Source organism: Salmonella sp. SAL04214 (assembly GCF_046550615.1).
In the GTDB taxonomy this organism is placed as follows: Bacteria; Pseudomonadota; Gammaproteobacteria; order Enterobacterales; family Enterobacteriaceae; genus Salmonella; species Salmonella enterica.
This window is the reverse complement of the sequence record NZ_JBGDXT010000002.1, coordinates 355855-380880: the sequence shown is the minus strand read 5'-3', so window position 1 is coordinate 380880 and position 25026 is coordinate 355855. Positions and strand designations below refer to the sequence as shown.

The 25026-nt window shown below is 51.8% G+C and carries 27 protein-coding genes, 1 tRNA gene and 5 pseudogenes; 22 read left to right on the top strand and 11 right to left on the bottom strand.

Annotated features, from left to right (window positions below):
- Nucleotides 1-269 precede the first annotated feature (269 nt).
- The 4 genes from ACLJQD_RS05070 to ACLJQD_RS05055 all read left to right on the top strand — a co-directional run bounded on the left by ACLJQD_RS05070 (nt 270) and on the right by ACLJQD_RS05055 (nt 4773).
- The gene (locus tag ACLJQD_RS05070; protein WP_017441233.1) at nt 270-2699 is read left to right on the top strand and encodes a DMSO/selenate family reductase complex A subunit; all 2430 of its coding nucleotides are present in this window, start codon (nt 270-272) and stop codon (nt 2697-2699) included.
- 13 nt (nt 2700-2712) lie between these two features.
- Nucleotides 2713-3339: a DMSO/selenate family reductase complex B subunit gene (locus ACLJQD_RS05065; RefSeq protein ID WP_000816143.1), complete on the top strand. Its 627-nt coding sequence runs from the start codon at nt 2713-2715 to the stop codon at nt 3337-3339.
- Nucleotides 3332-4105, top strand: coding sequence for a dimethyl sulfoxide reductase anchor subunit family protein (locus tag ACLJQD_RS05060; protein WP_017441232.1), 774 nt, complete (start codon nt 3332-3334; stop codon nt 4103-4105). Before ACLJQD_RS05065 ends, ACLJQD_RS05060 begins: the two co-directional genes overlap by 8 nt.
- Before the next feature lie 74 nt (nt 4106-4179).
- Nucleotides 4180-4773 carry a molecular chaperone gene (locus ACLJQD_RS05055; protein WP_017441231.1) on the top strand — a complete coding sequence of 198 codons (594 nt, stop codon included), beginning with the start codon at nt 4180-4182 and terminating at the stop codon, nt 4771-4773.
- A gap of 83 nt (nt 4774-4856) precedes the next feature.
- On the opposite strand, the gene ACLJQD_RS05050 is transcribed toward ACLJQD_RS05055, so the two are convergent.
- Nucleotides 4857-6257, bottom strand: a complete 1401-nt coding sequence (locus tag ACLJQD_RS05050; protein WP_017441230.1) for a DUF1996 domain-containing protein — start codon at nt 6255-6257, stop codon at nt 4857-4859.
- A 303-nt stretch (nt 6258-6560) separates the two neighbouring features.
- Here ACLJQD_RS05050 and ACLJQD_RS05045 point away from each other — a divergent pair, with 303 nt between their 5' ends.
- A complete protein-coding gene (locus tag ACLJQD_RS05045; protein ID WP_001268200.1) occupies nt 6561-7466 on the top strand; it encodes an SdiA-regulated domain-containing protein in 906 nt (301 codons plus the stop codon).
- 293 nt (nt 7467-7759) lie between these two features.
- Here ACLJQD_RS05045 and ACLJQD_RS05040 read toward each other — a convergent pair.
- The 3 pseudogenes from ACLJQD_RS05040 to ACLJQD_RS05030 form a co-directional block, all read right to left on the bottom strand.
- Nucleotides 7760-7897 (bottom strand): annotated as a pseudogene (locus ACLJQD_RS05040) (hypothetical protein); the annotation flags it as partial.
- Nucleotides 7898-7933: 36 nt separating this feature from the next.
- Nucleotides 7934-8032 (bottom strand): annotated as a pseudogene (locus tag ACLJQD_RS05035) (hypothetical protein); the annotation flags it as partial.
- A pseudogene (locus ACLJQD_RS05030) lies at nt 8002-8101 on the bottom strand (hypothetical protein); the annotation flags it as partial. The pseudogenes ACLJQD_RS05035 and ACLJQD_RS05030, both read right to left, overlap by 31 nt.
- A gap of 19 nt (nt 8102-8120) precedes the next feature.
- Between ACLJQD_RS05030 and ACLJQD_RS05025 the strand changes: the two are divergent.
- On the top strand, nt 8121-8288 hold the full coding sequence (locus tag ACLJQD_RS05025) for an ATP-binding cassette domain-containing protein (protein WP_071527476.1): 168 nt from the start codon (nt 8121-8123) through the stop codon (nt 8286-8288).
- A 6-nt stretch (nt 8289-8294) separates the two neighbouring features.
- Here the strand turns inward: ACLJQD_RS05025 and rtsB are convergent, their stop codons facing one another.
- The 3 genes from rtsB to ACLJQD_RS05010 form a co-directional block, all read right to left on the bottom strand.
- A complete protein-coding gene (gene rtsB, locus ACLJQD_RS05020) occupies nt 8295-8582 on the bottom strand; it encodes a transcriptional regulator RtsB (protein ID WP_072103482.1) in 288 nt (95 codons plus the stop codon).
- The gene (locus tag ACLJQD_RS05015) at nt 8579-9454 is read right to left on the bottom strand and encodes an AraC family transcriptional regulator (protein ID WP_017441228.1); all 876 of its coding nucleotides are present in this window, start codon (nt 9452-9454) and stop codon (nt 8579-8581) included. The genes rtsB and ACLJQD_RS05015 overlap by 4 nt, the downstream gene beginning before the upstream one ends.
- 265 nt (nt 9455-9719) lie before the next feature.
- Nucleotides 9720-9941, bottom strand: a complete 222-nt coding sequence (locus tag ACLJQD_RS05010) for a hypothetical protein (RefSeq protein ID WP_001595143.1) — start codon at nt 9939-9941, stop codon at nt 9720-9722.
- 317 nt (nt 9942-10258) lie between these two features.
- Between ACLJQD_RS05010 and ACLJQD_RS05005 the strand changes: the two genes are divergently transcribed.
- From ACLJQD_RS05005 to ACLJQD_RS04995, 3 genes and pseudogenes are all read left to right on the top strand, one after another.
- Nucleotides 10259-10552, top strand: coding sequence for a DUF1778 domain-containing protein (locus ACLJQD_RS05005; RefSeq protein WP_001271379.1), 294 nt, complete (start codon nt 10259-10261; stop codon nt 10550-10552).
- Nucleotides 10549-11040 carry a GNAT family N-acetyltransferase gene (locus tag ACLJQD_RS05000; protein ID WP_000625911.1) on the top strand — a complete coding sequence of 164 codons (492 nt, stop codon included), beginning with the start codon at nt 10549-10551 and terminating at the stop codon, nt 11038-11040. Before ACLJQD_RS05005 ends, ACLJQD_RS05000 begins: the two co-directional genes overlap by 4 nt.
- A 214-nt stretch (nt 11041-11254) precedes the next feature.
- Nucleotides 11255-11503 (top strand): annotated as a pseudogene (locus ACLJQD_RS04995) (IS481 family transposase); the annotation flags it as partial.
- 245 nt (nt 11504-11748) lie between these two features.
- Here ACLJQD_RS04995 and ACLJQD_RS04990 read toward each other — a convergent pair.
- Nucleotides 11749-12006, bottom strand: a complete 258-nt coding sequence (locus ACLJQD_RS04990; protein ID WP_001112996.1) for a hypothetical protein — start codon at nt 12004-12006, stop codon at nt 11749-11751.
- Between the two features lie 587 nt (nt 12007-12593).
- Between ACLJQD_RS04990 and ACLJQD_RS04985 the strand changes: the two genes are divergently transcribed.
- The 12 genes from ACLJQD_RS04985 (at nt 12594) to ACLJQD_RS04930 (ending at nt 22650) form a co-directional block, all read left to right on the top strand.
- Nucleotides 12594-12884, top strand: coding sequence for a PapB/FocB family fimbrial expression transcriptional regulator (locus ACLJQD_RS04985; protein ID WP_000773469.1), 291 nt, complete (start codon nt 12594-12596; stop codon nt 12882-12884).
- Between the two features lie 34 nt (nt 12885-12918).
- Complete coding sequence (locus tag ACLJQD_RS04980; protein WP_000721295.1) at nt 12919-13458, top strand: fimbrial protein; 540 nt, start codon at nt 12919-12921, stop codon at nt 13456-13458.
- A gap of 9 nt (nt 13459-13467) precedes the next feature.
- Nucleotides 13468-15906, top strand: a complete 2439-nt coding sequence (gene faeD / locus ACLJQD_RS04975; protein ID WP_017441226.1) for a F4 (K88) fimbrial usher FaeD — start codon at nt 13468-13470, stop codon at nt 15904-15906.
- Between the two features lie 22 nt (nt 15907-15928).
- Nucleotides 15929-16720, top strand: coding sequence for a fimbria/pilus periplasmic chaperone (locus ACLJQD_RS04970; protein ID WP_024137307.1), 792 nt, complete (start codon nt 15929-15931; stop codon nt 16718-16720).
- Nucleotides 16721-16755: 35 nt separating this feature from the next.
- Nucleotides 16756-17247: a DUF5462 family protein gene (locus ACLJQD_RS04965; RefSeq protein ID WP_017441225.1), complete on the top strand. Its 492-nt coding sequence runs from the start codon at nt 16756-16758 to the stop codon at nt 17245-17247.
- Between the two features lie 222 nt (nt 17248-17469).
- Nucleotides 17470-18240: a hypothetical protein gene (locus ACLJQD_RS04960; protein WP_017441224.1), complete on the top strand. Its 771-nt coding sequence runs from the start codon at nt 17470-17472 to the stop codon at nt 18238-18240.
- Between the two features lie 232 nt (nt 18241-18472).
- Nucleotides 18473-19270: a F4 (K88) fimbria minor subunit FaeH gene (gene faeH, locus ACLJQD_RS04955; protein ID WP_017441223.1), complete on the top strand. Its 798-nt coding sequence runs from the start codon at nt 18473-18475 to the stop codon at nt 19268-19270.
- Nucleotides 19271-19297: 27 nt separating this feature from the next.
- On the top strand, nt 19298-20062 hold the full coding sequence (locus tag ACLJQD_RS04950; protein ID WP_017441222.1) for a K88 minor fimbrial subunit faeI: 765 nt from the start codon (nt 19298-19300) through the stop codon (nt 20060-20062).
- Nucleotides 20063-20483: 421 nt separating this feature from the next.
- Complete coding sequence (locus ACLJQD_RS04945) at nt 20484-21068, top strand: hypothetical protein (protein ID WP_017441221.1); 585 nt, start codon at nt 20484-20486, stop codon at nt 21066-21068.
- 72 nt (nt 21069-21140) lie between these two features.
- Nucleotides 21141-21353 carry a FaeA/PapI family transcriptional regulator gene (locus ACLJQD_RS04940; RefSeq protein WP_000063793.1) on the top strand — a complete coding sequence of 71 codons (213 nt, stop codon included), beginning with the start codon at nt 21141-21143 and terminating at the stop codon, nt 21351-21353.
- Between the two features lie 261 nt (nt 21354-21614).
- The gene (locus tag ACLJQD_RS04935; RefSeq protein ID WP_001816720.1) at nt 21615-21776 is read left to right on the top strand and encodes a hypothetical protein; all 162 of its coding nucleotides are present in this window, start codon (nt 21615-21617) and stop codon (nt 21774-21776) included.
- Nucleotides 21777-21801: 25 nt separating this feature from the next.
- Nucleotides 21802-22650: an SdiA-regulated domain-containing protein gene (locus tag ACLJQD_RS04930; protein WP_017441220.1), complete on the top strand. Its 849-nt coding sequence runs from the start codon at nt 21802-21804 to the stop codon at nt 22648-22650.
- Between the two features lie 131 nt (nt 22651-22781).
- Here ACLJQD_RS04930 and ACLJQD_RS04925 read toward each other — a convergent pair whose 3' ends face one another.
- Nucleotides 22782-23534 carry a non-specific acid phosphatase gene (locus ACLJQD_RS04925; RefSeq protein ID WP_000842426.1) on the bottom strand — a complete coding sequence of 251 codons (753 nt, stop codon included), beginning with the start codon at nt 23532-23534 and terminating at the stop codon, nt 22782-22784.
- Nucleotides 23535-24087: 553 nt separating this feature from the next.
- Here ACLJQD_RS04925 and ACLJQD_RS04920 point away from each other — a divergent pair.
- A pseudogene (locus ACLJQD_RS04920) lies at nt 24088-24165 on the top strand (helix-turn-helix domain-containing protein); the annotation flags it as partial.
- A 79-nt stretch (nt 24166-24244) separates the two neighbouring features.
- Here ACLJQD_RS04920 and ACLJQD_RS04915 read toward each other — a convergent pair.
- Nucleotides 24245-24320: transfer RNA gene (locus ACLJQD_RS04915), tRNA-Phe, on the bottom strand.
- A 115-nt stretch (nt 24321-24435) separates the two neighbouring features.
- Nucleotides 24436-25011: a transcriptional regulator gene (locus ACLJQD_RS04910; protein WP_001188509.1), complete on the bottom strand. Its 576-nt coding sequence runs from the start codon at nt 25009-25011 to the stop codon at nt 24436-24438.
- Between the last annotated feature and the right edge of the window lie 15 nt (nt 25012-25026).

Sequence of the window (25026 nt, the reverse complement as noted above, 5' to 3'; positions counted from 1 at the left end):
AAAAGCCCGTCTGGTCTTGCAGGGCGCGCTACCTGCTCATGTCGTTAATTAATATCGCCGGATACCGTGATGGGTAATTTATTTTCATCAGAATTACATAAAATAATTTTTCATTAATTTTTATAATAACGTATGCGGTATCACATTTTATTTTTACTGACGTTCAGAATGCGTTTGATCACAATCAATCAGCACAAATATTTAATCTATTATGATTAGTTTTCATTACATATTATTAATAATTATGGAAGCAATGTGAGAAATAAAAAATGGAAATAAAAAAATGGCTGAACACAACCATAACCCGACGTGATGCTATTGTCGCTACTGCAAAAGTAGGGGCGGCGGTGACGCTAAGCCAGGCGATTACGCTGCCTTTTGCTACCACTGCCCAGGCGCAGGATACCCCGATACCGAAGGATGCCAACGGCGAAACCGTCAGGCACAGCGCCTGTCTGGTCAACTGTGGCAGTCGATGCCCGCTTAAGGTTATCGTGAAAAATGATCGCATTGTGCGTATTGAGCCGGAAGACGCGAAAGATGATGCGGTATTCGGCGAGCATCAGATTCGTCCCTGCCTGCGCGGGCGTTCCAGTCGCTGGCGGGTCTATAGCCCGGATCGCATTAAGTATCCGATGAAAAGAGTGGGAAAACGCGGCGAAGGAAAATTTAAACGTATTTCATGGGATGAGGCCACGGCCTTTATTGCGGCGGAATTAACGCGCGTTAGCGAAAAATATGGCCGGGAAGCTATTTATTATAATTATCAATCCGGCGCGTATTATCACACGCAGGGTAGACCCGCCTGGATAAGATTACTAAATCTCACCGGCGGTTATTTAAATTATCACAACACCTATTCCACGGCGCAAATCGCCACCGCCACGCCTTATACCCACGGTGATTATGTCGGTAGCCATTTTACGCAGATCGCGCATTCCGATCTGGTTGTGCTATTTGGCCTGAATCTCTCAGAAACGCGGATGTCCGGCGGCGGCCAGGTTGAAGAGCTGCGCCGGGCGCTGGAGACCTCGAAAGCCCGGGTCATTATTATCGATCCGCGCTATACCGATTCGGTGATTACCGAACACGCCGAATGGCTACCGATTCGCCCAACCACGGACGCCGCGCTAGTCGCCGGCATAGCGCATACGCTGATTACCGAACAGCTTCTCGACGAGGCGCTGGTAAACCGCTATTGCGTCGGCTATGACCGTAGCACCTTGCCGGACACGGCTGCGCCTAACGCCAGCTATAAAGATTATGTTCTTGGCACGGGCGATGACGGTATCGCGAAAAACCCGGAATGGGCGGCGGATATCACCGGTATTCCGGCAACGCGTATTCGCCAACTGGCGCGCGAAATCGCCTCGGCGCGCGCCTGCTATATTTGCCAGGGCTGGGGTCCGCAGCGTCATGCCAACGGCGAACAAACCGTGCGTGCTATTCAGACGCTGCCAGCGTTAACCGGCCACTTCGGGCGGCCCGGCACCAACAATGGCAACTGGCCTTACGGTACGCCGTATGGCGTGCCATTGTTGCCTGTCGGTAAGAATCCGATCACAACCTCTATTCCTTGCTATCTGTGGACGGACGCCATTCAGCATCCGGAGAAAATGACCGCGACGACAATGGGCGTGAAAGGCGCGGACAGGCTAAAAACCGGGATTAAGCTGTTTTTCAACCAGGCCGGTAATACCTTGCTGAATCAGCACGGCGAAACGAACCGCACCCGACAAATTCTCGCGGATGAATCGCTGTGTGAAACCATTATCGTGATTGAAAACCATATGACGCCCAGCGCGATGTATGCGGATCTGCTGTTGCCGGAGACCAGCTATCTTGAGGCGGAAGACCTGGTGGACAGCTCCTATGCGGCGGGATCGCATAACTATATGATTGCGATTCAGAAAACCGTTAAACCGATGTGGGAAGTGCGCAGCACGTATGACATCTGCGCGGATATCGCCGGGCATCTTGGACTGCGCGAGCAATATACCGAGGGCCGAACTCAGGCGCAGTGGGCGGAGATGCACTATCAGCAGATCCGTGAAAAACGTCCATACCTGCCGGAGTGGAGCGTGGCGAAAGAGATGGGCGTGATTGACCAGCGTATCGCTACCGAGCAGCAGAGCCTTGCGTTTGCCGATTTCCGCGCCGACGCCGAGGCTAATCCACTCTCCACGCCGTCGGGCAAAATTGAAATTTACTCCCAGGCGCTGGCGGATCTGGCGCAAACGTGGACTTTGCCAGAAGGCGAGCGAATTCCCGCATTGCCGGAATTTTGTCCGGCGAAAGAGTCGCATCTTAACAAAGCGCTGACGGCGAAGTATCCGTTACAGTTAAGCGGCTTCCATACCAAAGGGCATACCCACTCGACCTACAGCAATGTGCTGATGCTGCATGAGGCAGTGCCGGATGAAGTCTGGATTAACCCGATTGACGCCAGCGCCCGCCAATTGAAGTCCGGCGATCGGGTGCATGTATTCAATGACCGCGGCGTGGTGGAGCTTCCCTGTAAAGTGACCCAGCGCATTTTACCCGGCGTGGCGGCGATGCCACAGGGCGCGTGGACGCGGCTTGACGGCAACGGCGTTGATGTCGGCGGCTGTATCAATACGCTGACCAGCCACCATCCTTCGCCGCTGGCGAAAGGCAATCCGCAGCATACCAATCTGGTTGAAATTAAACGCGCTTAAGGAGTGATGTACGATGAAACAGTATGGCTTTTATGTTGACTCCTCGCGCTGTTCAGGCTGTAAAACCTGCCAGGTAAGCTGCAAGGATAATAAAGATCTGGATGTCGGTCCGAAACTGCGCCGCGTCTATGAATATGGCGGCGGAAGCTGGGTGAAAGAGGGGGAAAGCTGGCATCACGACACCTTTACCTACTACCTCTCTATTGCTTGTAACCATTGCGATGAGCCGGTATGTGTCTCCGGCTGTCCGACCGGGGCGATGCATAAACGCAAAGAAGATGGTCTGGTCGTGGTGGATGACAGCGTATGCGTCGGCTGTCGCTATTGTGAAATGCGTTGCCCCTACGGCGCGCCGCAGTTTGATACGCAGGCGAACGTGATGCGTAAATGCGACGGTTGTCTTGACCGACTGGAGAACAATCTGCGCCCTATTTGTGTGGATTCTTGCCCGCAGCGAGCGCTGGATTTTGGCCCTGTCGATGAATTACGGGCAAAATATGGCACGGAGAATCAAATTGCGCCGCTGCCTTCGGCGTCGTTCACCCATCCTAACCTCATTATTAAACCGCATCCGAAAGCGAGACCCACAGGTGATACGGAAGGCGCAATCATGAACATTCGGGAGGTGCGCCATGCATGAGTTACCGCTGGTCTTTTTTACGGTCTTTACCCAGAGCGCGGTCGGCGCGTTTATTCTGCTGCTGATTGGCGGCGCAATGGGGCTGGTCGCGCCGCGGCGTAAGGCTATTGGTCTGTTCTCGGTGATGTGCCTGTTTGGGCTGGGCGTCATTGTCGGCACCTTCCACGTCGGGCAACCGCTGCGTGCGCTGAATATGCTGCTGCGCGTCGGACATTCGCCGATGAGTAACGAGATTGTCCTGTCGGCGGCTTTTGCGGCGCTCGGCGGGCTGGGGGCGCTCGGTTTGTTGCTGAACCGGGCGACGCCGCTGTGTAACGCGTTGGTCTGGTTGGCGGCGATAGTCGGAGTTGTCTTCTTATACGCCGTTCCGCAGATTTACCAACTGCCGACGGTGGCGACCTGGCGTTCATCTTACACCACGGCAATGATGATATTGACGCCGTTGATTGGCGGCGGCGCGTTGGCGGCATTGTTTGGCGTGCGCCGTCTGGGGCTACTGGTCAGCGTGTTGGCGATTTTGGTGAGCTTTTGTCTGCGCCCGGGCTATATGGCGACGCTGATGAGCGCCGATAGCGCCCTGACCGCCGCGCAGCATAGCTGGTTTACCGCCCAGGCGGTATTGCTGGCGGCGGGCGTGGTCGGGGTGGTGGTCTGCGCGCGCCTGAAATCGAGCGCTGCGGTGCTGGCCATGACGGCTGTGGTGGTTATCGCGGCGGAGTTGGCGGGTAGGATTGCGTTTTACAATCTGTGGACGCTGCCAATGTAGTTTTTGCCCGGCTTATGCCATGTAAGCCTGATCAGCGTAGCGTCATCAGGCGAGATATTTCAGGAGCTATTGCTATGCTTTCCCGTGCTGTTTTGCCGCGTATCCTCGGCGCACTGTTTTACTACTCCCCTGCGAGGCCGGAGGTGAAAGCGTTGTTCGGTTGTTTGCCAACGTTGCCTGAGCTTTACCCCTGGCGCGATCGCGGACCTATTGAATCACTGTGTGCGTCATGGTCGCTACCGGATGATGATGCGCTTACATGGCAATTTTCTGTGTTGTTTGAAGGCCAGGGAAAGATGCCCGTCCCGCCCTGGGGATCGGTCTATCTGGAAAAAGATAATTTGCTGATGGGGGAAACCACCGCCGATTATCGAGCTTTTTTACAGTCGCAGGGAATGGTATTCACTGACCGTGAACGCGAGCCGGAAGATCAGTTTGGCCTGATGCTATTAGCCTGTAGCGATCTGCTGGCACGAGGCGACAACGTGGCGGCCAACCGGTTACTGGAGGCGCATCTGCTGCCCTGGGGATTCCGCTATCTGGAATTGCTGCAACGCAATACCGTTAGCGCCTTCTATGCCCGGCTTGCCGTCGTAGCGACCTGTTATCTGCAGGATGTTCAGCAGCAACAGGGACTACAGCCTGAGAATAAACGGTTGTTTTTTTGAGGTATTGGTCGGGTTTTGATGGCGTGCCGTAATACTTGTGCCGCCATCGTGCCCGCTGTTGCGTCAGCGGGCACAGTTTACTATTACAGCTCCGGCGTCTTTTTGAAACCGGTCAGCATCAGCACCAGGCTCTGTTTTGAGTCCGCTGGCGTGAAGTCGTAGTGATTTCCCTGACGGTCGCCGCCGATATACCAGGATATTTCCGTTTTCCCTTCCGCCAGCGCTTTGCGCACCGCTTTATCGACATCAACCATGCGATACTCATGTGAATGGTCCAGATATAACACGGCATCGGAACGGTAGTTGATCGCCGGTTTATTGTTCCAGGACACGGTACTGACGTGCCAGTCACTGCTGGTCGGGTAAAAGAAAATTTGATCGGCGCCGTTCGTTTCCGTTTTGCCGCCAAAAAGGCGAATACGGTATTTGAATAGCGAAGCGTCCATATTGGCAGGCAGGGGCGGGATCTTAAATTTCACCAGCGTGAGCGTTTCCGGGTGCTGCGTGCGTCCGCCATTTGTCCAGTCATCCTGTACGTACAAGGTATCGACGCTGGCATGAGGCTTGTCGTCTTCGCTACTTACCCAGGTATTTTCTTCCGCTTTACTGTAGGCGTAAGGAACCGTAGTGCCGCAATCCAGTCCCTGATTCATACACAGATCCGTCATAAACTGCGCGCCATCTTCCGTCCAGCCATTCATAAAATCGGCATGGGCGGTATAAAGACTTCCCCAGCGCTCTTCCCGGGTTTCGCCATGCATTACCGGGTCCATCGACAATTCCACTTTGGACGTATCCAGCGAGGAGATCTGCGGGAGTACCCAGGCGATGTTCATATTAACCGTCGGGATTTTGACCGGATAGTCTGCGGAACATTTCCCGTGGTCGGCATAGATAGCGTTATTGTGGCTATGGGTTGGTTTCAGGTTGACGCCATCCCAACAGTTGGGGAAAGCGATCCCGATATTAAACTGGACGGCATCGCCCGCTTTACGTAGGCCGCATATTTCGCCTATCTTGTTGGTGTAACCTTTGCCGTTGGCACATAAAAAGGTGATTGCGGAACTGGGGCCAGTACCGTGATGATCGCCTGCCAGTAACTCCAGCCCGGCCGGGAATGGATGGAGCGGATATTGCGCTACATTTGTGGATTGATAATAGGTCTTTTGGTAGGCCGGATTTACGATTTCACCATCAGGTAATTTCATGGACGGCGCCCAGTAAGCGGAGCTGTCGGCTTTATTATCACAGGTGGTATCGGGTTGCGCGCGCAACGTCTGGTAGGTAGAGACCGCGTCGGTGTGGGTGTTGCCAAAAAAGTCATGCCACATCGCCTGATTCGCTTTACCAAACATCATAATCGCGTCATCGCCCAGCGTGTGGTGATAGCCGCACACGACATGTGCCTGAGGGTCGGCATGGGCCGGGAATGCGCCAGCGGCAACGAGCGTAGCCAGGCTGACGGTAATAAGGTTGAGTTTCATTTTTTTGCTGCCCGGTTGAATAGAAGTGGGAGCAGCAATAGCAGATCAGATTGCGGTGTTACATCTCATTAATTATCACTTTTTGTCATTTGCCCTGCATACAGGGGCGAATTTGCAGACGTACTATTTAAATAATTAGCCGAAACTACCCTCCTCTTGATTATGTCAATTTACAAAAAGGGTACGTTAGTGATTAAAATCGGGCTTTTTGTGATAACCCTCACTATTTCATTTTGCCTATGCTAATGGCGCTCGCCATAACCGAATAACGATTCTATCGGACATCGGCTTTATTTTTAAGAAATGCGTTACGACATCAGTCGTGACGCGATCTGCTATGGGTTTTTTATGAGATTACTAAAACGCGTTATTGTGGTTGTACTCTTGGGCGTGATTTTATTTATGGTCAGGGACGATATACGCTATGTTTATCAACTGATCCTCAAATATGGTGATAAACCCTCGGCGCTGGCACTGAGTAGCTATAAAGCGGTTATTCAGCAAAAACCAGTCGCAGGAGTTAAGAGTAACCTTTCAGGTTTGACCTACTCCGCCGAAGACAGGATGCTTTTCGCCGTTATTAATAATCCCCCTGAACTGGTCTGGTTAACGACAGAAGGGCAGTTGGTAGGGCGGATGCCGCTCCAGGGCATCCACGACCCGGAGTCTATTGCATGGAGTGGGGGCAACCAGTTCCAGATAGGCAGTGAGAAAGATGGCGCGGTCTATAAAACACAGGTGGATATTCAGCGCGGCACCATGCAGATAATCTCCATGGTGAAGCTTGAGGGCTATGACAAAGCAAAAAATAAAGGGCTGGAAGGTACGGCATGGGATGCGAAAAATGAGAGATTATATGCCGCAAAAGAAAGAAAACCCATAATGATCAAAGAAGTAGAGATGAGCAAAAATGGTATCACCAGAGCGTTGCCTTCTGCCATCACTGCAAGTGTGAGCGATGTCTCCGGACTTGAATACCATGCCCCAACGGATTCGCTGCTGGTGTTGTCGGACGAGTCAAAAATGATTCTTGAGGTCAGTTCCGAGTGGCGGGTGCGCGATCGATTGTTCCTGACGGCGGAGTGGTCAGGGCTCAGAGACGATATACCCCAACCAGAAGGGATTGCCATGGATAATGAAAATAATTTGTATATTGTGAGTGAACCAAATCTGTTTTATAAATTTTCGTGTGATATACAGAATGACTAAAATCTATTTTTACTGTCACAGTATGCTAAAACAGAACAAGGTTATTAATACCATGATTTGAAGATTGTTTGATTCGTTGATTCATTGTTGGGGATATTTATGTTTTACTTACCTCAGTAACGGATTACTTTGTGGTGTAGCGTAACGGTAATTGTCCTCCTCATATTTGCGGCAGCGTAGTCTGCCGCTTTTTTTTATAAATTAACTCTCTCTGTAATAATTAACAGACAATGAATATTATTCTGTTTTTTCAGCAGGCCTCCGAAGAGACCTCGCATGGTGATGTTTAGTTATCAGGCATGATTTTCTTCATCAACACTTACCGAATGCCATGTCACCTCGCTAAGCGAAATCATTTTATCTACGCCGGAGCTCTTGTTAACCGGGTTTTCCGTCGGCGATGTGCCTGTAAATGTTCCACTGGCTGTGGCGCTATTACCGGCGGGATCGGTGGCCGTTATGGTGTACTGATTCGCCCCCGACAGAATAGCGGATTGCGGAACAGAAACATGCCAGTTACCGGTATCGTTATCAACACTGGCGGAGTAGAGTCGCTCGTCAGCCAGCCGATAGACAGCGAAGAATTACCCCATAGCGTTTGCGGAACGAACACTGATTGAACAGCTTTCATTCACTGCTGTTCCCGGAGATTTTATGGGTATTATCGGTACATCAGGTTCAGGTAAATCTTCTTTAATCAAAGCACTATCAAATTCCAGTCATTGCTATACGGGAACAGTTAAATTATACAATTTTGATATCACACCGATCTCTGAAGATGATAGCCAGAATTGCCTTGCCTACCACTCTGCAACATTTTAGAAAAAATTACGTAATATCGACTGATATGTAAAACTCATTCAGCATCAAATGCATTAATTCAACGTCAGTAGTAATATCCATTTTTTTATAGGCTGATCTCTTTTGTGTTGAAATCGTTTTTATATTTCGATCTAATAAATTTGAGCAACTTTTAACAGATAATCCTGCTGCCACGTAATAAATAACTTTTTTCTCGCTCAGTGTTAGATCGAATTTTTTAGCGAGCAACAGAATCCCATCTCTTATATTAATATGTTTTGCTTTGTTCTTATACTGCATTGTCAGATATCTCAATTAACATATTGATGACGAGAGGAAGATAAAAACGCTAAAAATTCCGATGGTGTAGTTTTGAAATGTTTTTTAAAAACGCATGTAAAATAAGAAGCACTATCATAACCACACATATAAGCCACTCGGGTAATATTATATTCACTATTGCGTAGAAGTTTTGTCGCTTTATTCATTCGCGCATTAAGGTAAACTTCGCTGAATGAGGTGTGCTCTTGTTTCAATTTCCTTTTTAATGTGGAGCAACTCATATAGAGTGAGTCAGAAATATCCTTGAGCGCCCATTTTCGACTTATGTCGCTTATAATAATATTATAGATGTTTTCGGCTAATGTATTTTGCGATAGTTCTCTGAAGAGAGCAAATGCTTCGGGTTCATAGATGAACTCTGAAAGGAGAAATCTTATTAAATATTCCTTTTTATCTTGGGATAATTTCTGGCTTTTATTTGAAGAGTGTAAGAGGTTGAATACTCTTGCTACGCCTGTTTCTATTGGCGCTAACAGATGTTTTGTCATCGGTTTTGTTAATGGGGCCGAAAAGTCTGCATGTTCATACAGAAAAAAATTATAAGCATTTTTTATTGACGCTGAATCTAATTCAATTAAATTATAATTTAACTGTTCATGAGTCTCTTCCATTGTGATATGAATGGTTTGATCTTTAGCTAAAAATATTAACATTGGCCCTGATGCCGTAATATACTCCCCGGACGATGTCGTAATTGAAATTTTACCCGTGGTGAGCTTGATGAGTACGGACTGCAGTAAATTTAATCCCTGAAGTGATAAGGATTTCCTCTGCCATTTTTGCGCTGATTGTAAACATTCAATGCTCCCCACCTGGACAGGTGAGGGATTAAATACTTTTAGCATGATAATTTCCTTTTATTAAATGTGCGTGTAAATCAAAAATTATTCTGAAAAATATTTCAAAAGAAAACTAATATATAGCTATATAATTATTTGCGAACTTAAGGTATCAGGTGGCGATCTTTTCATTTTCTATGGAAAATGCTATTTTATATTGCATTTCTACATATTATAGTATCGTTAAAAAACTATGTCGCGTATAAAAAAAAGATGGAAATTTACAAGAATTGGCTCATGTTATTATCAAATTATCTCTTTAAAATTTGAATTAAGTAATAATTGCCTTTAATCTTTTAGAGAATAGCTCTTTAATTTCATGGGGGTAGTTAGCATGAGGTCTAAGATCTGATGTTAATTTGTGATAAGGTTTATCCTGGAGGTAAATATTAACGCTCTCGGCCAGGAAAGGCATACAACGCGGTAAATATATACGGCGGCGGGTAGATGGCGTAGCGATATCCGGAAGTTTTAGGGGAGGGGAAGCATTCAATCGAATGGTTGGCTTTATGAAAAACGGTATAACACGTTATTGAGGTTCTTACTGTGCGTATCCGTTAGGTTTATGCTTTCTGGATTGTATAATGTTGCGTGTTTTGGCGCGGCAGTATTGAATCTTTTGCTGCGTCGGCCCCGAGGAGGAATCACTCACAGCGAATGCCAGCGCACAGCCCGGTCCTGAATCTCTAAATGAGTAGAAAACCTTTCGGTTCGATACTCCGGTTCTATTCCTTCTAAATTTATCGTAATGACATCTGCGTTACGCGTGTTGTATACTTAATATCCGCAGAAGTACAAGAGGACAACACTATGTCAGCCGCAAACAGTATGGCGATGAAACGCGAAACCCTGAACCTGCGTATCAAACCCGCCGAGCGCGATCTTATTGATCGAGCGGCGAAAGCCAGAGGGAAAAACCGCACAGACTTTGTGCTGGAAGCTGCCCGCGCTGCCGCAGAGGAAGCGCTGATCGAACAACGCATCATTATGGCCGATCCACAGGCTTATCAGGAATTTCTCGCTCGTTTGGATCAAACACCTTCACCTAATGCCGCACTGCGTAAAACCATGCAGACCCCTGCACCGTGGGAGCAGGAAAAATGATCTCCTCCCCTGAGCCGCTTCATGCCGGACATATTCTTACTCCGTTTTGCTGCGGTGTGGATTCTATGGATAACTGGCTGAAACAGCGGGCGATGAAAAATCAGACCACTGGTGCGTCCCGTACCTTTGTGTGTTGTGGCAGCGATTCGAACGTACTGGCCTATTACTCGCTGGCGTCCAGCGCGGTCACGACGAATACCGCCCCCGGTCGCTTTCGTCGCAATATGCCTGACCCGATTCCGATTGTGGTATTGGGGCGTCTGGCGGTGGATAAATCGCTTCATGGGCAGGGCGTTGGTCGGGCGCTGGTACGCGACGCAGGGCTGCGGGTTATTCAGGTGGCGGAGACTATCGGCATTCGCGGGATGCTGGTTCACGCCCTGTCGGATGAAGCGCGGGAATTTTACCAGCGGGTGGGGTTTGAACCATCGCCGATGGATCCGATGATGTTGATGGTGACGTTGGGGGATTTGGTGGAGAGTGTTTAAACTCCAGAACGTATCCATTAACCTCACAGACACTTCAAGTTACGGATGAAAATTGCCCCTGAAATAAAAAACGAATTCAGTTTTGAACATTTTCCATCAAATTAAGTGGGTTTTCGTCGATATGCAGCGTCAAGTTGTACAAAAAATAGTTACGAAACACACCCTGGTCCTACGTTACTTATAAGAGTTATCGCTTGTTATTATGCAGTAGAGAGGTCAGCACAGAACCAGTAATGAGTTACGTAAACAGAGAGTCTTTATCTCTGGAAGCGGTGCCCGTTCTGTTTGGTTTCGCCATAACCTTGAGAACTTCAAAAAGCGCCTGAAAGCGCTGGAGCGTAGAGCCAGTGACGACGAGGCGTGTGGAGAAATCGAAACGGCGCATCCCGGTTATCTGGGTTCACAGGACATATTCTATGTTGGCAACCTGAAAGGCGTTGGGCGTATTTACCAGCAGACATTCTCGGGCCAGACTGTGTGTTCTGTTCTTTTTGACGATCGGATGTCCGAAGATGATGGCTGCCGCCAGACTGACGATGTCTGTCCTGCTGCTCAATATCCCGTCCGGGGGCGTGATGATGCTGTCAGGTTTGCTGCCCGGTGGCCGCTGGTTTGCGCAACTTTGTGTCCTGCACCTGACCGTTATCGGAGCCGTGTTATATCTCCCCTGATCATTCCTTTCCTGTCGAAAATTACACTGTCTGTTGTTTAATTATGTATTAACCCGGAGAGACTCTTTAAGCTCCAGCAGTCAGGCATTGCGGGTTGTTTATCTGCTGACTGAACGTTTTCTCTGTGTGTAAACACCTTCCCTTCTTCCACCTGTTCCATGTTTAAGAATGGAACGGAGGTTATTTTATTACGGCAACCATGTCCGTTTTTTTTATTTATTTCCCTTTTTTTAATATCTGAACATAATTTAATGCTCTCCCAGCCTGTTTTCTGAACGTTGTTTTTATCCGGCATTAATGATTCTGTATTTTATATACCCTGTTCACCGGCCCCTTTAATTCCCGGTTACTGTTTTACGTTTTGTTGAAAAACAGGAAGATACTTGCGTAGTGAATAATATCCTGCGGTACTTGTTCGGGGCTGGGAAGCCTCTGTGTTTGCGGTCGATTCCGGCTTAACTATAAATCAACGTCTTTTTTAAATGCTGCGGGGTTGTTGTATATCCATTTGATTTAAATGTATTTTATATCGTGATGTTCAGTTTTATTACATAAAGTTCTGTCTTTTTCGTTATTATTTTCTGTTTTTGATTCTGGTTAATTAATTCTTTATTTTTTAATGGAGTGGAATGCATGGTGGACTGGTTATTTGGCGATCTTTTGTATTGGCTTAATGCTATTTTATGGTGTATTAATCTATTATTTGTTTGTTTTTTTGGTTTTTAGTGTTACATATTGGCTTTGCTATGGATTAAAAGATCGTTAAAAATGGCCTTTTCAGCATTAATCTCTTAAATATAATAAGCGAAAAGATTAGTTATCTTCCCTTTACATGTTTTCCTTGCCGGGAAGGTTAAGGAAAAGTTAAGGAAGGAAGTTCCGTTGAAACTGAATAAAAAATCATTTTCCGGCGTCAGGATAGTGAGGGCCGGGGAACTCGAACCGGGGGCAGTGTCCGAAGAGCAGTTCTGGCTACTTGTTGATATATCCCCGATACACAGTGAAAAGATTATTCTGGCCCTGAAAGATTATTTCGTTTCCGGGTATTCCAGAAAGGTTGTGTGCGAACGCCACGGTATGAGTGGCGGATATCTCAGCACCAGTGTTAACCGGCTGAATTTTATCAGCAGGAATGTGCATAAACTGGCGGGTTATTACAGCCATCATGAATGATAAAGCAGACTGAACCGTCTGCTCCGGATTTGCGATGAAAAAAATAAAGATACTTTTCCTTCTGCTGCTGGCAGGGGGCGGGCTTTCTCACGCTTCCGTTCAGAAAACCCTGTTCAGTGCTGATGTGGTGGCCTCTGCCTGTCATGTGGTGGTGGATGCTGACGGTACCGGCAGCAGCCGTCTGACGTTCGGGACATACCGTAAGTCGTCCGCTGCACCCGTGCCGCCGCGTGATTTCACCGTGCGTCTGTATGAGACCGGCGCCACCGTTCAGGGCTGTTCGGCCTTTCTGGCCGGGCAGATCGCCACCCTGAATTTCGGCAACCCGGGCCAGCTGGACGGACAGGGTGTGGTCACCCGTGGCGCCGGCGACGGTATCCGTATCGATGTGCGGGCCGCGGATACGCAGGCGGACTTCCGGGGGCGCATCACGCAGGCAAATCATGAGGTGAAGTACCCGGTGGATTTTGCCGCGAAGGGGCAGTTCCGGTTTCGTGCGCAGCCGGTGTTTCCGGCGGACGTGAAGGCGGGTGAGTACAACGGCGCCCTGACCTTTGTGGTCACCTACCAGTAAGGAATGCTGATGAACGGGAATAACGTAAGACAGCCAGCCTGCCAGATGTCTTTTCACCATGCCGTGCTGGCATTTGCGATAGCGGTTGCCCTGGGCAGCGGTACCGCAAGTGCCGGAGAGAAACTGGACATGTCCTTTATTCAGGGCGGGGCGGGGATTAACTCTGAGGTCTGGGCGGCGCTGAACGGAGATTATGCGCCGGGGCGCTACCTGGTGGACCTGTCCCTGAACGGGAAGGATATCGGGAAGCGGATCCTGGACGTAACACCACAGGACAGCGAAGCGCTGTGTCTGTCAGAAGCGTGGCTGGCAAAGGCCGGGATTTATGTCAGCGCGGAGTACTTCCGTAAGGGATATGACGCCACGCGGCAGTGCTGGGTGCTGGCGAAAGCGCCGGCGGTGAAGGTGGACTTCGATGTCGCCACCCAGAGCCTGTCGCTGGCCATTCCGCAGAAAGGACTGGTGAAAATGCCGGAGAACGTGGAGTGGGACTACGGAACGGAGGCGTTCCGGATGAACTACAACGCGAACGCCAACAGCGGGCGGTACAACACGTCGGCGTTCGGCTCAGCAGACCTGAAGGCCAACATCGGTCGCTGGGTGGTGAGCTCGTCAGCCACGGCCAGCACCGGGGATGGCGGGAGCAACGAGGCCACGATAAACATGTTCACGGCCACCCGGGCCATCCGTTCCCTGAGTGCGGACCTGGCGGTCGGGAAGACCTCGACCGGTGACAGCCTGCTGGGCAGTACCGGCACGTACGGGGTGTCCCTGTCGCGGAACAACAGCATGAAGCCGGGCAACCTGGGGTATACCCCGGTGTTCAGCGGCATTGCGAACGGTCCCTCAAGGGTGACCCTGACCCAGAACGGCAGGATGCTGTACTCGGGGATGATGCCGTCCGGGCCGTTCTCCGTCACGGATGTGCCGCTGTACAGCAGCGGGGACGTGACGATGACCGTCACCGGGGATGACGGGCGGGTGCAGACGCAGGTCTTCCCGCTGTCGGTAATGGCCGGGCAGCTGAGTCCGGGGCAGCACGAGTTCAGCGTGGCGGCCGGGATACCGGACGACGACAGCGACCTGGAGGGCGGGGTGTTTGCCGCGTCATACGGATATGGTCTGGACGGGCTGACGCTGCGCACGGGGGGCGTGTTCAACCAGGACTGGCAGGGCGCCAGTGCCGGTGCGGTTCTGGGGCTGGGGTATCTGGGGGCGCTCTCCGCTGACGGCGCTTATGCCACGGCGAAGTACCGGGACGGCAGCCGCAGCGGGAATAAGGTGAAACTGGCCTGGAGCAAACAGCTGGCGCTGACGAACACCGGACTGCGGGTGAGCTGGTCACATCAGAGTGAGGAATATGAGGACATGTCCTCCTTTAACCCGGCTGAAACATGGCTGCAGCAGAACCAGGGGCGCCGGACCCGGGATGAGTGGAATGCGGGCATCAGCCAGCCGGTGGGAGGGCTGTTCAGCCTGTCGGCGTCGGGATGGCAGCGGAGCTATTACCCGGCCTCCACGACCGGCAGTTACCGGTACGCTGATGACAACGGTAAGGAGACAGGAATTACCGGTACCCTGAGCACACAGATAAAAAGCGTCAGCCTGAATCTGGGCTGGTCCGGGTCCCGGAACATGAACGGGGAGAACACCTGGTCGGCCTCCGCGTCGGTGTCTGTGCCGTTCACCCTGTTTGAGCGGAAGTACAGCAGCAGCACCACGGTGAGCACCGGTAAAGATGGCGGCACCGGCGTCAGTACCGGTATCTCCGGGGCCCTGAACGACCGGTTCAGCTACGGTCTGGGCGGCGGCCGTGACAGTGACGGCGGTATCAGCAGTTACCTGAACGCCGCCTACAGCGGCGACCGGGCGAACCTGAACGGCACGGTGAACCACTCGTCCGGTTCGGGCACCAGTGGTTCGGTGTCAGCCAGCGGTTCGGTACTGGCGGTGCCGGCGGCGCGGGACATCATGTTCAGCCGGACCACCGGGGACACGGTGGCGGTGGTGAGCGTGAAGGACACGCCGGGGGTGAAGGTGATGTCCGGCAATGAAACGTCGGACAGTGACGGAAACCTGGTAGTGCCGCTGAACAGCTATGACTGGAATACGGTGACCATAGATGCGGGCACGCTGCCGCTGGACACGGAGCTGTCCACGACCAGCCGGAAGGTGGTGCCGACGGACAACGCGGTGGTGTGGATGCCGTTTGATGCGCTGAAGGTGCACCGTTACCTGCTGCAGGTGAGGATGCCGGACGGGGCCTTTGTGCCGGGCGGCACGTGGGCACGGGACAGCAATAACACGCCGCTGGGCTTTGTGGCGAACAACGGCGTGCTGATGATTAACGCGGTGGACCGCCCCGGCGATATCACGCTGGGACAGTGCCGGATACCTGCGGCGAAACTGCAGGAGACGGCGAAACTACAGGAAATTACGTGCGAATAAGCATAACCGGACAATGATGACGATGAAACAGACCCAGAAAATGCGTTCTTTTTTCCGTAACAGAGTGACGAAGGCGCTGGGAATGACCCTGGCCCTGATGATGGCGAGCCAGAGTGCGCTGGCTTCCCTGGCGGCGGACCAGACCCGCTATATTTTTCGCGGCGACAAGGACGCGCTGACCATCACGGTGACCAACAATGACAAGGAGCGTACTTTCGGCGGCCAGGCGTGGGTGGACAATATTGTGGAGAAAGACACCCGCCCGACGTTTGTGGTGACGCCCTCCTTCTTTAAGGTGAAACCGCAGGGGCAGCAGACGCTGCGTATCATCATGGCCTCTGACCACCTGCCGAAGGATAAAGAGTCAGTGTACTGGCTGAACCTGCAGGATATTCCGCCGGCGCTGAAGGGCAGCGGAATTGCCATTGCCCTGCGCACGAAGCTGAAGCTGTTCTACCGCCCGGAGGCGCTGCTGAAGGACCGTAAAGGCGCCGAGGAAGGCATCAGCCTGCAGGTCCGTCCGGACGGGCGGACGATGCTGGTCAACACCACGCCGTATATCTACGCCATCGGCAGCCTGCTGGATGCGAACGGTAAAAAAGTTGCGGTGGACAACGACACGGCTCAGAAACTGCTGATGTTTATGCCGGGGGATGAGGTGCAGGTGAAGGGGAATGTGGTGAAGGTGGATTCCCTGAACGATTACGGCGAGCTGCAGACCTGGACCATCAACCAGAAAAAAACGGCGACTTCTCCCAGGCAGAAGACATCTGATACGGCGGTTAATTCGTCTGATAAAGCAGGTAAAAAATAACCCTTTCCGGTCCTGCGGAATAAAGAGAAACCATGATGAAAAAAGCACTGATGGCGGTGGCCCTCTTCAGCGCCCTGCCGGTCCTGGCGGCGGATTACAGCGAGAAGACGCAGTACCTGGGCGTGGTGAACGGTCAGGTGGTGGGCAACAGCGTGGTGAAGGTGACGCGCACCCCGGCGGACCCGGTGCTGTACCGGACGGAGAGCAACGGTCCGCTGCCGGAGACGCTGGTCATCCGCAATGCCGAAAGTCGTCCGGCATCCGGAAACATGGCATATATCACGGTGAAACGGCCCCTGGGAGACGGCCGGGACGCACGGCTCACGCTGAAGACCACCCTGATGGTGGACGGGCAGCGGGCGGCCCTCTCGGCCAGCCAGCGGGGAGAGGATGTGGTTATCACGGTGCCGGCGGCAATCCGGCAGGTGGAGCTGAGAAGTGACGCGCCGGCGGAGCTGGAGGTACCGGCGAACTACCGGGGGAATGTGCAGGTGCCGGTGGAAGTGGAGGGAGTAAGCGCCGGTTAAAAAGAACGGCAGGACACCACGCATTACCTGAGTGAATGACGCACAGTTATTTACGGCAATAACGTAAAGCCATTCTGTATTACAGGGATAAATATCTCAGTGATGCCACCTGAATAAGGTGGCAGGGGATGGCTTTGCGGTAAGACCGGGTAACAGACGGAATTACTATTTAATAACAAAATAGTTCTTTAATTGTTTTATAAAACTGAAAGGAATAAATTCATGAAAAAAACACTGATTGCACTGGCAGTGGCTGCATCTGCAGTGGTATCCGGCTCGGCTATGGCTGCGTGGACAGCAAACGGCGGCGGTGGTCAGGTTGAGATTGGCGGGTCACTGACACCAGTGACGAAAGCGACTCCGTGGGAAACTGCAGTCGGTGCTGCTGTCACAAACCTTAACGGTCAAGTTCAGAAAAATGACACAAAACTTGAGATTACTGTTCCAAAAACCCTCCCTATCCTGGCCATTCGCTCTACTGCGCAGTTTACAGGTCGGGCTGGCATTGTTCCAACTATTAAGTATGGCTGGATCGGTGATGACTGGAATAATAGTTCTGTAACAGCTTCAGCAGCAGTACGGAACGAAGCGGGACAGGTAATAGGTAAGGCTGTTTTCCCTTTAACTGCTCAGGGAATCGTGGCCGCAGCCAAGCTTGATGGTAGCCGTCCTTATCAGAGGTTGCTGGCTGCAAATGAGGGGCAGGGGTACTTCGGTGGTCTTCCAACAGCACCTAGTAGTGTTGCGGATGTTCGCAGTGTCATTTTTGAGGGGTGGCCTGATATTACAAAGAACTTTGTTATCCCCGAAGGTGGCTCAATGGGAAATACTTGGTCAGAGACATTTAGTGAATCTGACTGGAAATTCTCTTCCTATTATGGTTCTGTAATTGCTAAAAATAGTATAGTTAAAATGACCATGAATGCTCCCGTTAGTGCCGATGCTTCATTTAAATGGAAAATTGGTTTGCCTGCTACGGTTACCTATCAATAATACATCAGGTTGTCAGGCATAACAGAAAGTAATTTGCCTGATTATTAAAAACGGTGTTCTGCTTTACGGCCGCTCACCGGTAATAAACCCGGTATTCCGGCATAGTTATTTCCTGCTTCTCTGTCAGCCAGGAAATGTCCGCGTACGCCGGTGCCGGGTTTATTATTTTCAGCTTGTCTGAATGCTCGTTGTTTATTAATTATGACCAACGGATAAAACAGAGTGAATAACGATGAAAATAACGCATCATTATAAATCTATTATTTCCGCCCTGGCCGCGCTGGCCCTGTTTTATTCCGCAGCACCCCGGGCCGGAATTCTTGACGGCGGGGAAATACAGTTTCACGGTCTGGTCACTGACGAGGCTCCGAAATGGACCTGGCAGGTGGGCTCCCCTGACCAGACATGGGCGGTGGATACCGCTGATGCCCGTACAGCGAACGGACAACTGGTTTTTGATTTACGCGGCAAGGGCTCCCTGCCGTTTCTGGAAGGCCATCTGTATGAGGTGGCAGAGCGCGGTGGTCCCGGCTTCACCCCTTTTATCTCCTTCAGCAGTAACGGGCAGCCGTTTTCCGTGACGGATGGCGGCAGCACGACGGCGCAACACTTCCGCGCCTCTGTCCCGGTACGTAACCCGGAGAACGGTCACGTGGCGGGACAGCTTTCTTTCACCCTTGACCAGGGAATGGCCGTCAGCGCCGGACACCAGGAAGACGGGGCGGTTCTGCCGGCAGGCATGTCGCTCGTAAACGGGCAGAGCGTGAGCGGTGTGCAGGCCGGCACCCTGCCGCAGTGGCTCAAAAGCCGTCTGCCTTCCCTGCTGATGCTGAACCGGGGCTTCGGTAACGGAATGAGCACGGCAGATAACGGTCAGGTTATCAGTCAGGGCGTGCTGGCTGACGGCCGGGTGACCCGGCTGGCGGCGGCCTATGCGTCCGCCGTCTCGGATTTTGAGCTGCGCCTGCCGACAGAAAACACGCCGGCGCAGTGGCAGGCCGGGCTGAGTGTGACGGTGACGGTCCAGTAAAGAACGGGCAGGGAGAGGAAGAACACAATGAAACGAATGACGATTTTACTGCTGGCCGCCAGTCTGCTGCCGTCCTGTGTGCTGGCGTGGAACACGCCGGGGGAAGACTTCAGCGGAGAGCTGAAGCTGGGCGGGCCGGTGACCAGCACCCGTAATCCCTGGGTCTGGAAGGTCGGGGAAGGGAACACACAGATAAACACGAAAGCTGTCTCTGTCCTGCGCAGTGGGGAGCAGGTAATACCGGTTCCCCTGCCGGCCATGACGGTCCTGCTGGGAAAAACTATCCTGACCACCCCGGCCGGCCGGGAGGGGCTTGCGCCGCAGGTGACGTACGGTAAGGAAACCGAGGGTTTTGCACTGACGTGGACGGCACCGGGTATGGCATCGGTGACACTGCCTGTGACGGGGGAGGGAAATGTCCGTACCGGGACATTCACCTTCCGGATGCAGGCGGCGGGTGTGCTGCGCCATGTCCTGGGGGACCGGGCGGAGTATGCCGGGCTGTATGGCGACCTGCAGGGCAACGGCTTGCCGCCACAGACGCAGGTGATGCCGGCAGGGCAGACGCCGGGTGTGCTGCAGACCCTGTTTGACAGTGAAGGCCCGGTCTGGCTCCGGGAGATGACGGTCAGCAGCGTGTCCGGACTGAGCCGGTTCAGTGACGCCGCCCTGCGCCAGGTTGACGGGGTATACGGCGCACAGACGGTGGCGGACAGCGGTGAGCTGCGTTTTAAGGGGGCGGTACCGTCCCGCTGGCATACCTCCCTGGCGGTGAGCATTGAATACCGGTAAGGCTGCAGGCCCCCGGTCACCCGTTCCGGACCCCGCCGTTTTTATGGGGCTGGAGCGGGCCGACGGCGTGTTTTTCTTTGTGAGTGTCCGGGATATCCGGCAGGCGCAGGAACATAACGGCCGGGTCAGGCTGGTATTCGGGGAAGGCACGACATTCATGACCAGAATGACGCTGTCTGAGTTTTCTGCTGCCTTATATGAAGCCGGTGGCTGTTATCTGTCGGTTGTTGATGCAGGTACTGTGTTATGTCAACCACTCGCAGAGAAACCTGATGCCGGTAGTGAACTATTTCTGAGCAGGGATCGTAATGAAAATATCTGTACGTGTACTGGTCACGGTTTATCTGCTGGTTCTTGTGGGACTGGCAGCCATGCTGGCAGAGCTGATAAGCCCGGCGTTAAGTTAGCGGGGGCAGGATAAATGGAAAATGCCATGTCCCGCCGGAAACGCATACTGCTGACGGGGAACTGTGAATATGAACTGCTGGGGCTGTCACATCTGCTTGCCGGTATGGGGTATGCCGTGGTGCGACCGGAGATGTCACCTTCCGGGGCATATGACCTGGCCCTGGTGGCACTGAGTGCGGAGCCGCTGGCCGGCTGGGGGCGGCATCTGCAGGGTATCAGAATGCTGCACGCGGCCAGTCCGGTTCCCATGGTTGTTCTGGTACCTTCGCGGCTGCAGGAAATGCGGCTACTGAGAGGAACTGCGCAGGTTATCAGTGGCCGGGACAGCCTCCTCCGGCTGCGTGACATGCTGTGTCAGGCGCTTAAGGGAAGAGCCGGGCCGGAAAGCTCAGGTGAACTGACTGACTTGCGAAAGCGGACTTTGATATCCCTGTGTACGGCCATAAACAAGAATGCCTCACTGAAGGCGGCATCACGCAAGGATTATTACCTCCGGGCCTGCCTGGTGGAGTATGCAGGGGTGGAGAACCTGCATGTACTGTGCACGAGCGGCCTGTTACCCGGGGTGATTACAGATGAAACCGGACAACGGTTCTGATATGTGAAGACCCGGGGCAGGTATTTCAGCTTCCGGGACAGCATTGCTTCCCCGTAGTCACAGGAGAACAAAATGAGTAATGACGCTTGCGACAAAATTCTGTCTTTTATGCAGTCACAGGCAAACGGCAGGATAAATATACCGGTCAGAACCCGGAGTATTGCGGATGCGGCCGGGCTGACAATATACCAGGCCAGGGCTTATCTGGTTACGCTTGAGGACGCCGGCGTGGTGGAGAAAATGAATGCAGGTAAAGGCGTGTCCGGCCGATGGCGGCTGGTCTGACGGATATCCGGTAAAACAGGGGCATGGAGAGAACAAGTGGCCGGAACAGATATTGCGGTAACTGACTGATGAACTTTCTGAAGATGATTTATTACATCTGTATTTCTTTTGTCGTCATGATGTCACTGGTGTTTTTTGTATCGGTATTTCTGTTACTGAATATTGAATGAATATAATCCGGGGCTGCATGACAGGCCTTACGGGAATAAAGCTCTTTTTATCCGGACATTTCCATACCGGTAATTCCCCGGAGAATTTTTTTTGCAGAAGGACAACATGCCGGATGACGAAAGACGCGCCGGGTATGGCGGGGGACGCTTTTCGCTCCGGGCGCTGATTTTACTGCTGCTGACCAGCGCTTTTATCTCCGGCTTCCTGACCGGAGCCCTGGCCATGCTCTGGTTTGTCATTGACTGCATGTAATGCGATGAACTGAACATCCGGAACCATGACTCTGAGACGTTTACTTAAACAAAAACCGGCACTGCTGGCTGGCGCTCTTCTGATGGTGGCCGGTGCGGCCACACTGTATTTTCCGGAAACCTGGTACCCGGAGGAAACGCAGTGGCAGCTTGCGACAGAAAAAGACATTCCCGGTATACAGGGCGGTCTCTCCGGCCTGACGTGGAACCCGGACAGCGGAACGCTGTTTGCCGTGACCGACCATCCGTCGTCGGTGGTGGAGCTGGACACGGACGGGAACGTGCTGCGGGTGATACCATCGGATGGCGACCATGATTTTGAGGCCATTGAGTATCTCGGCCGGAACCGCTATGTCCTGTCCCGGGAACGGGAGCGGATACTCACCACCCACCACATTGACAGGAATACGTCTATCCTGCCGCCGGCGTCATACATCCTGACCCTGGATGTGGACAGAAAAAGCGACAATGCCGGTTTTGAAGGCCTTGCCCGTGGACGGGGAGAGAATGCACTGATAGTGGCGCAGGAAAAGAAACCGCTTCGTTTTTTGGAAACGGACCACAGCCATGACTCTCTGTCGGTCAGTGATTCACTGACACACCGGTTGTCCCTGCCGTGGTTCCTGAAGGATATCTCCGGCCTGCATTACGACAGGAAAAACAGGCGGCTGTATGTGCTTTCCCATGAATCAGCCCTGGTAATGGTGTCAGACCCCGAGGGCGGCTGGAGGGTGATGCCGCTGCGCCGGGGACACAGTGGTCTGGAGCGGGACATTCCACAGGCGGAGGGGATAGCTTCTGATGGCCGGAATTCGCTGTGGATAGTCAGTGAGCCAGACCGGTTTTACCGCTTCAGCCGGACAACGATGTCATGACGGTCTGGACGGACTGCAAACGGGTGGTTTGCGAATCGGGGAAACCAAAGGCGTTCTCCACGCCCGGTCGCCCCTACGCAGTTGCACTTCCTTTCATTTGCTGTGGCCAGTTTGCGGGAAGACTTTCACCTTCAGTAATTAAGTTCGGGGCGTTCTTCTTTACTCAATAAATTATTTTTGTCGTTCAGTTCCTCACGGACTTTTGCCAGTGACTTCTGAAAAGCCGGGATTGTTTGCAGTCTTGCAAACTCTACTGCTCCCACATAACGACCAGCATCAACATCACTTTGCCAGTGAGCACCGCATATTACTCTGCTTTGCCCGAACTCCCATCCTCGTCTGGCGAGCTCCTGCGCGCGTTCCGGTCTGGCCTGGGATAATACTAATGCCAGAAGTGTACCATAAGCAGTATGCCCGGAAGGGTAAGAGCCATCTTTTCGCAAAGTATTCTCATCTTCAGGACGGCAGGTGGAATGATTAAATAAGACAAAGGGACGAGTACGCATATAATATTTTTTTGCCGAAGCAGTAGCGTAGTAGCCGCCCATTGTCAGAAGATTCTTTAACATATTCCAGGTTTCTGGCGTATCTTTGGGGTTAATTTTAGCACCCACTACTGGCGAGAATATTCTGGCTATATTTTCCACGCTTACATCTGCATCCTCAGCAGCTTGTTTCCATCGCGGGGAACCCTTTATCGCATAGCCCTTAAAATAAGCCTCCTTATCATAGCGGAAAGCCGGATCATCATTACCTGGCGGTGGTGGTAAGTAGAACTGACTGTTCACTGATTCTTCAGGAGAATGAAAGGGTTGCACTGTTTCTGCTGATGTATATTTAGCTACGATCAGTGGTAGAAAAAATACTAAATAACGACTTTTCATAAAGACTCACTCCGGATCAGGCAATAATAAACAGATGTAATCCTATAATGATTTATTGCAATGGTTATTCAACATACAGGTAAAAAAGCAGGACGCTGCACTGGTATTATTGTCTGTCCATACCGGACTGACTGCTGCGGACAACAGAACAATACCGGTACTTCCGGCTAACAGCATTTTGTTTAAATTTTCTCCCCGGTTGTTTTTTATCTGCGTGCCTGATTGACACGCATTAGGTTAAAATCTTTCCGTAATAACACAGTATGAATAATTATTTTAAAGTATGTGCTCTGTTACCCCGATAACTACCATCAGTCATGATGTGCTGAGTATTAATTTATGATTATGAACAAGAGTCGGAAACAGTATTTAAGAATAAAGAAACCGAAAAAGAAAAAATGCTAAAATTGGCGAAGGGATTATTGTTATCAGTGATGAAAAAGTTCATAGCGGAGATATTGGATTCACTTGTCGGGGTTAGCGAACCGTCAGATGGAGTGATACGCGTTATTACTGGTAATAATCTCCCTGTAGCTAAGTAAGCTTTTGATCCTGGCCCAAAGATGAGCGGCTGATCGCCGAAGCGCTGGGCGTTGCGCCAGAGAAAATCTGGCCTTCTCGTTATAGCTAGTCAGGCCAGAGATGGGGGCTACGGATTTCCATTCCCAGAAAAGCAAAAACCCAGCCATAGGCTGGGTTTTCTGAATAAGTGGTGCCCGGACTCGGAATCGAACCAAGGACACGGGGATTTTCAATCCCCTGCTCTACCGACTGAGCTATCCGGGCAACGGGGCGCATTAAACCGTAAAGGGGCGCGGTCGTCAACGGCTTTACACGAAAAAAGTGATAAAATCGCGCTGACTGCCTGCTTTTCAGGCAAAATGCATAAAATCAGTACCCGTCAGGTGAGCGCTCCACCCTGACGGCACTGTGCAAAACGCAGAATATCTTCCGCCAACCGCTGAGCGGTATCTACATCAGCCTGACTGCGGTTGACCAGCATTCGGCTGAGACAACCTTCCAGCACCAGCTCCATCTGCCTTGCGACCATCGCCGGATCGTCAATTTCCAGCGTGGTCAGTAGCTCATGGGTAAAATCATGTGCCGCGCGTTTTTGTTGATTAGCCAGTTGGTGAATCGGATGGGTTGGATCGGGATAAAACGTACAGGCGGCAATGAACAGACAACCAGGATAACGGTTATTACTGACACATTCCGAAAGCGCGCTGTAGCGTGCCAGTAGCTTTTGTTCAGCAGAAAGCGTCTCATCAAGAAGAAGCTGGCGTCGCCAGATATCTACCTGCTGACTCAGATAACGTAGCGCGTCATATAAAATGGCTTCTTTATCTGGCCAGAAACGCTGTAATGTGTCGAGTGGACGATTTACGCGCTCCGCCACCATTTCCAGCGTAGTATCGGCTATCCCTTGCGTCTCCAGTAATTTCAGGGCTTCTCCCAGAATATCTTCACGTTGCACGGTATTCTCCTCCGT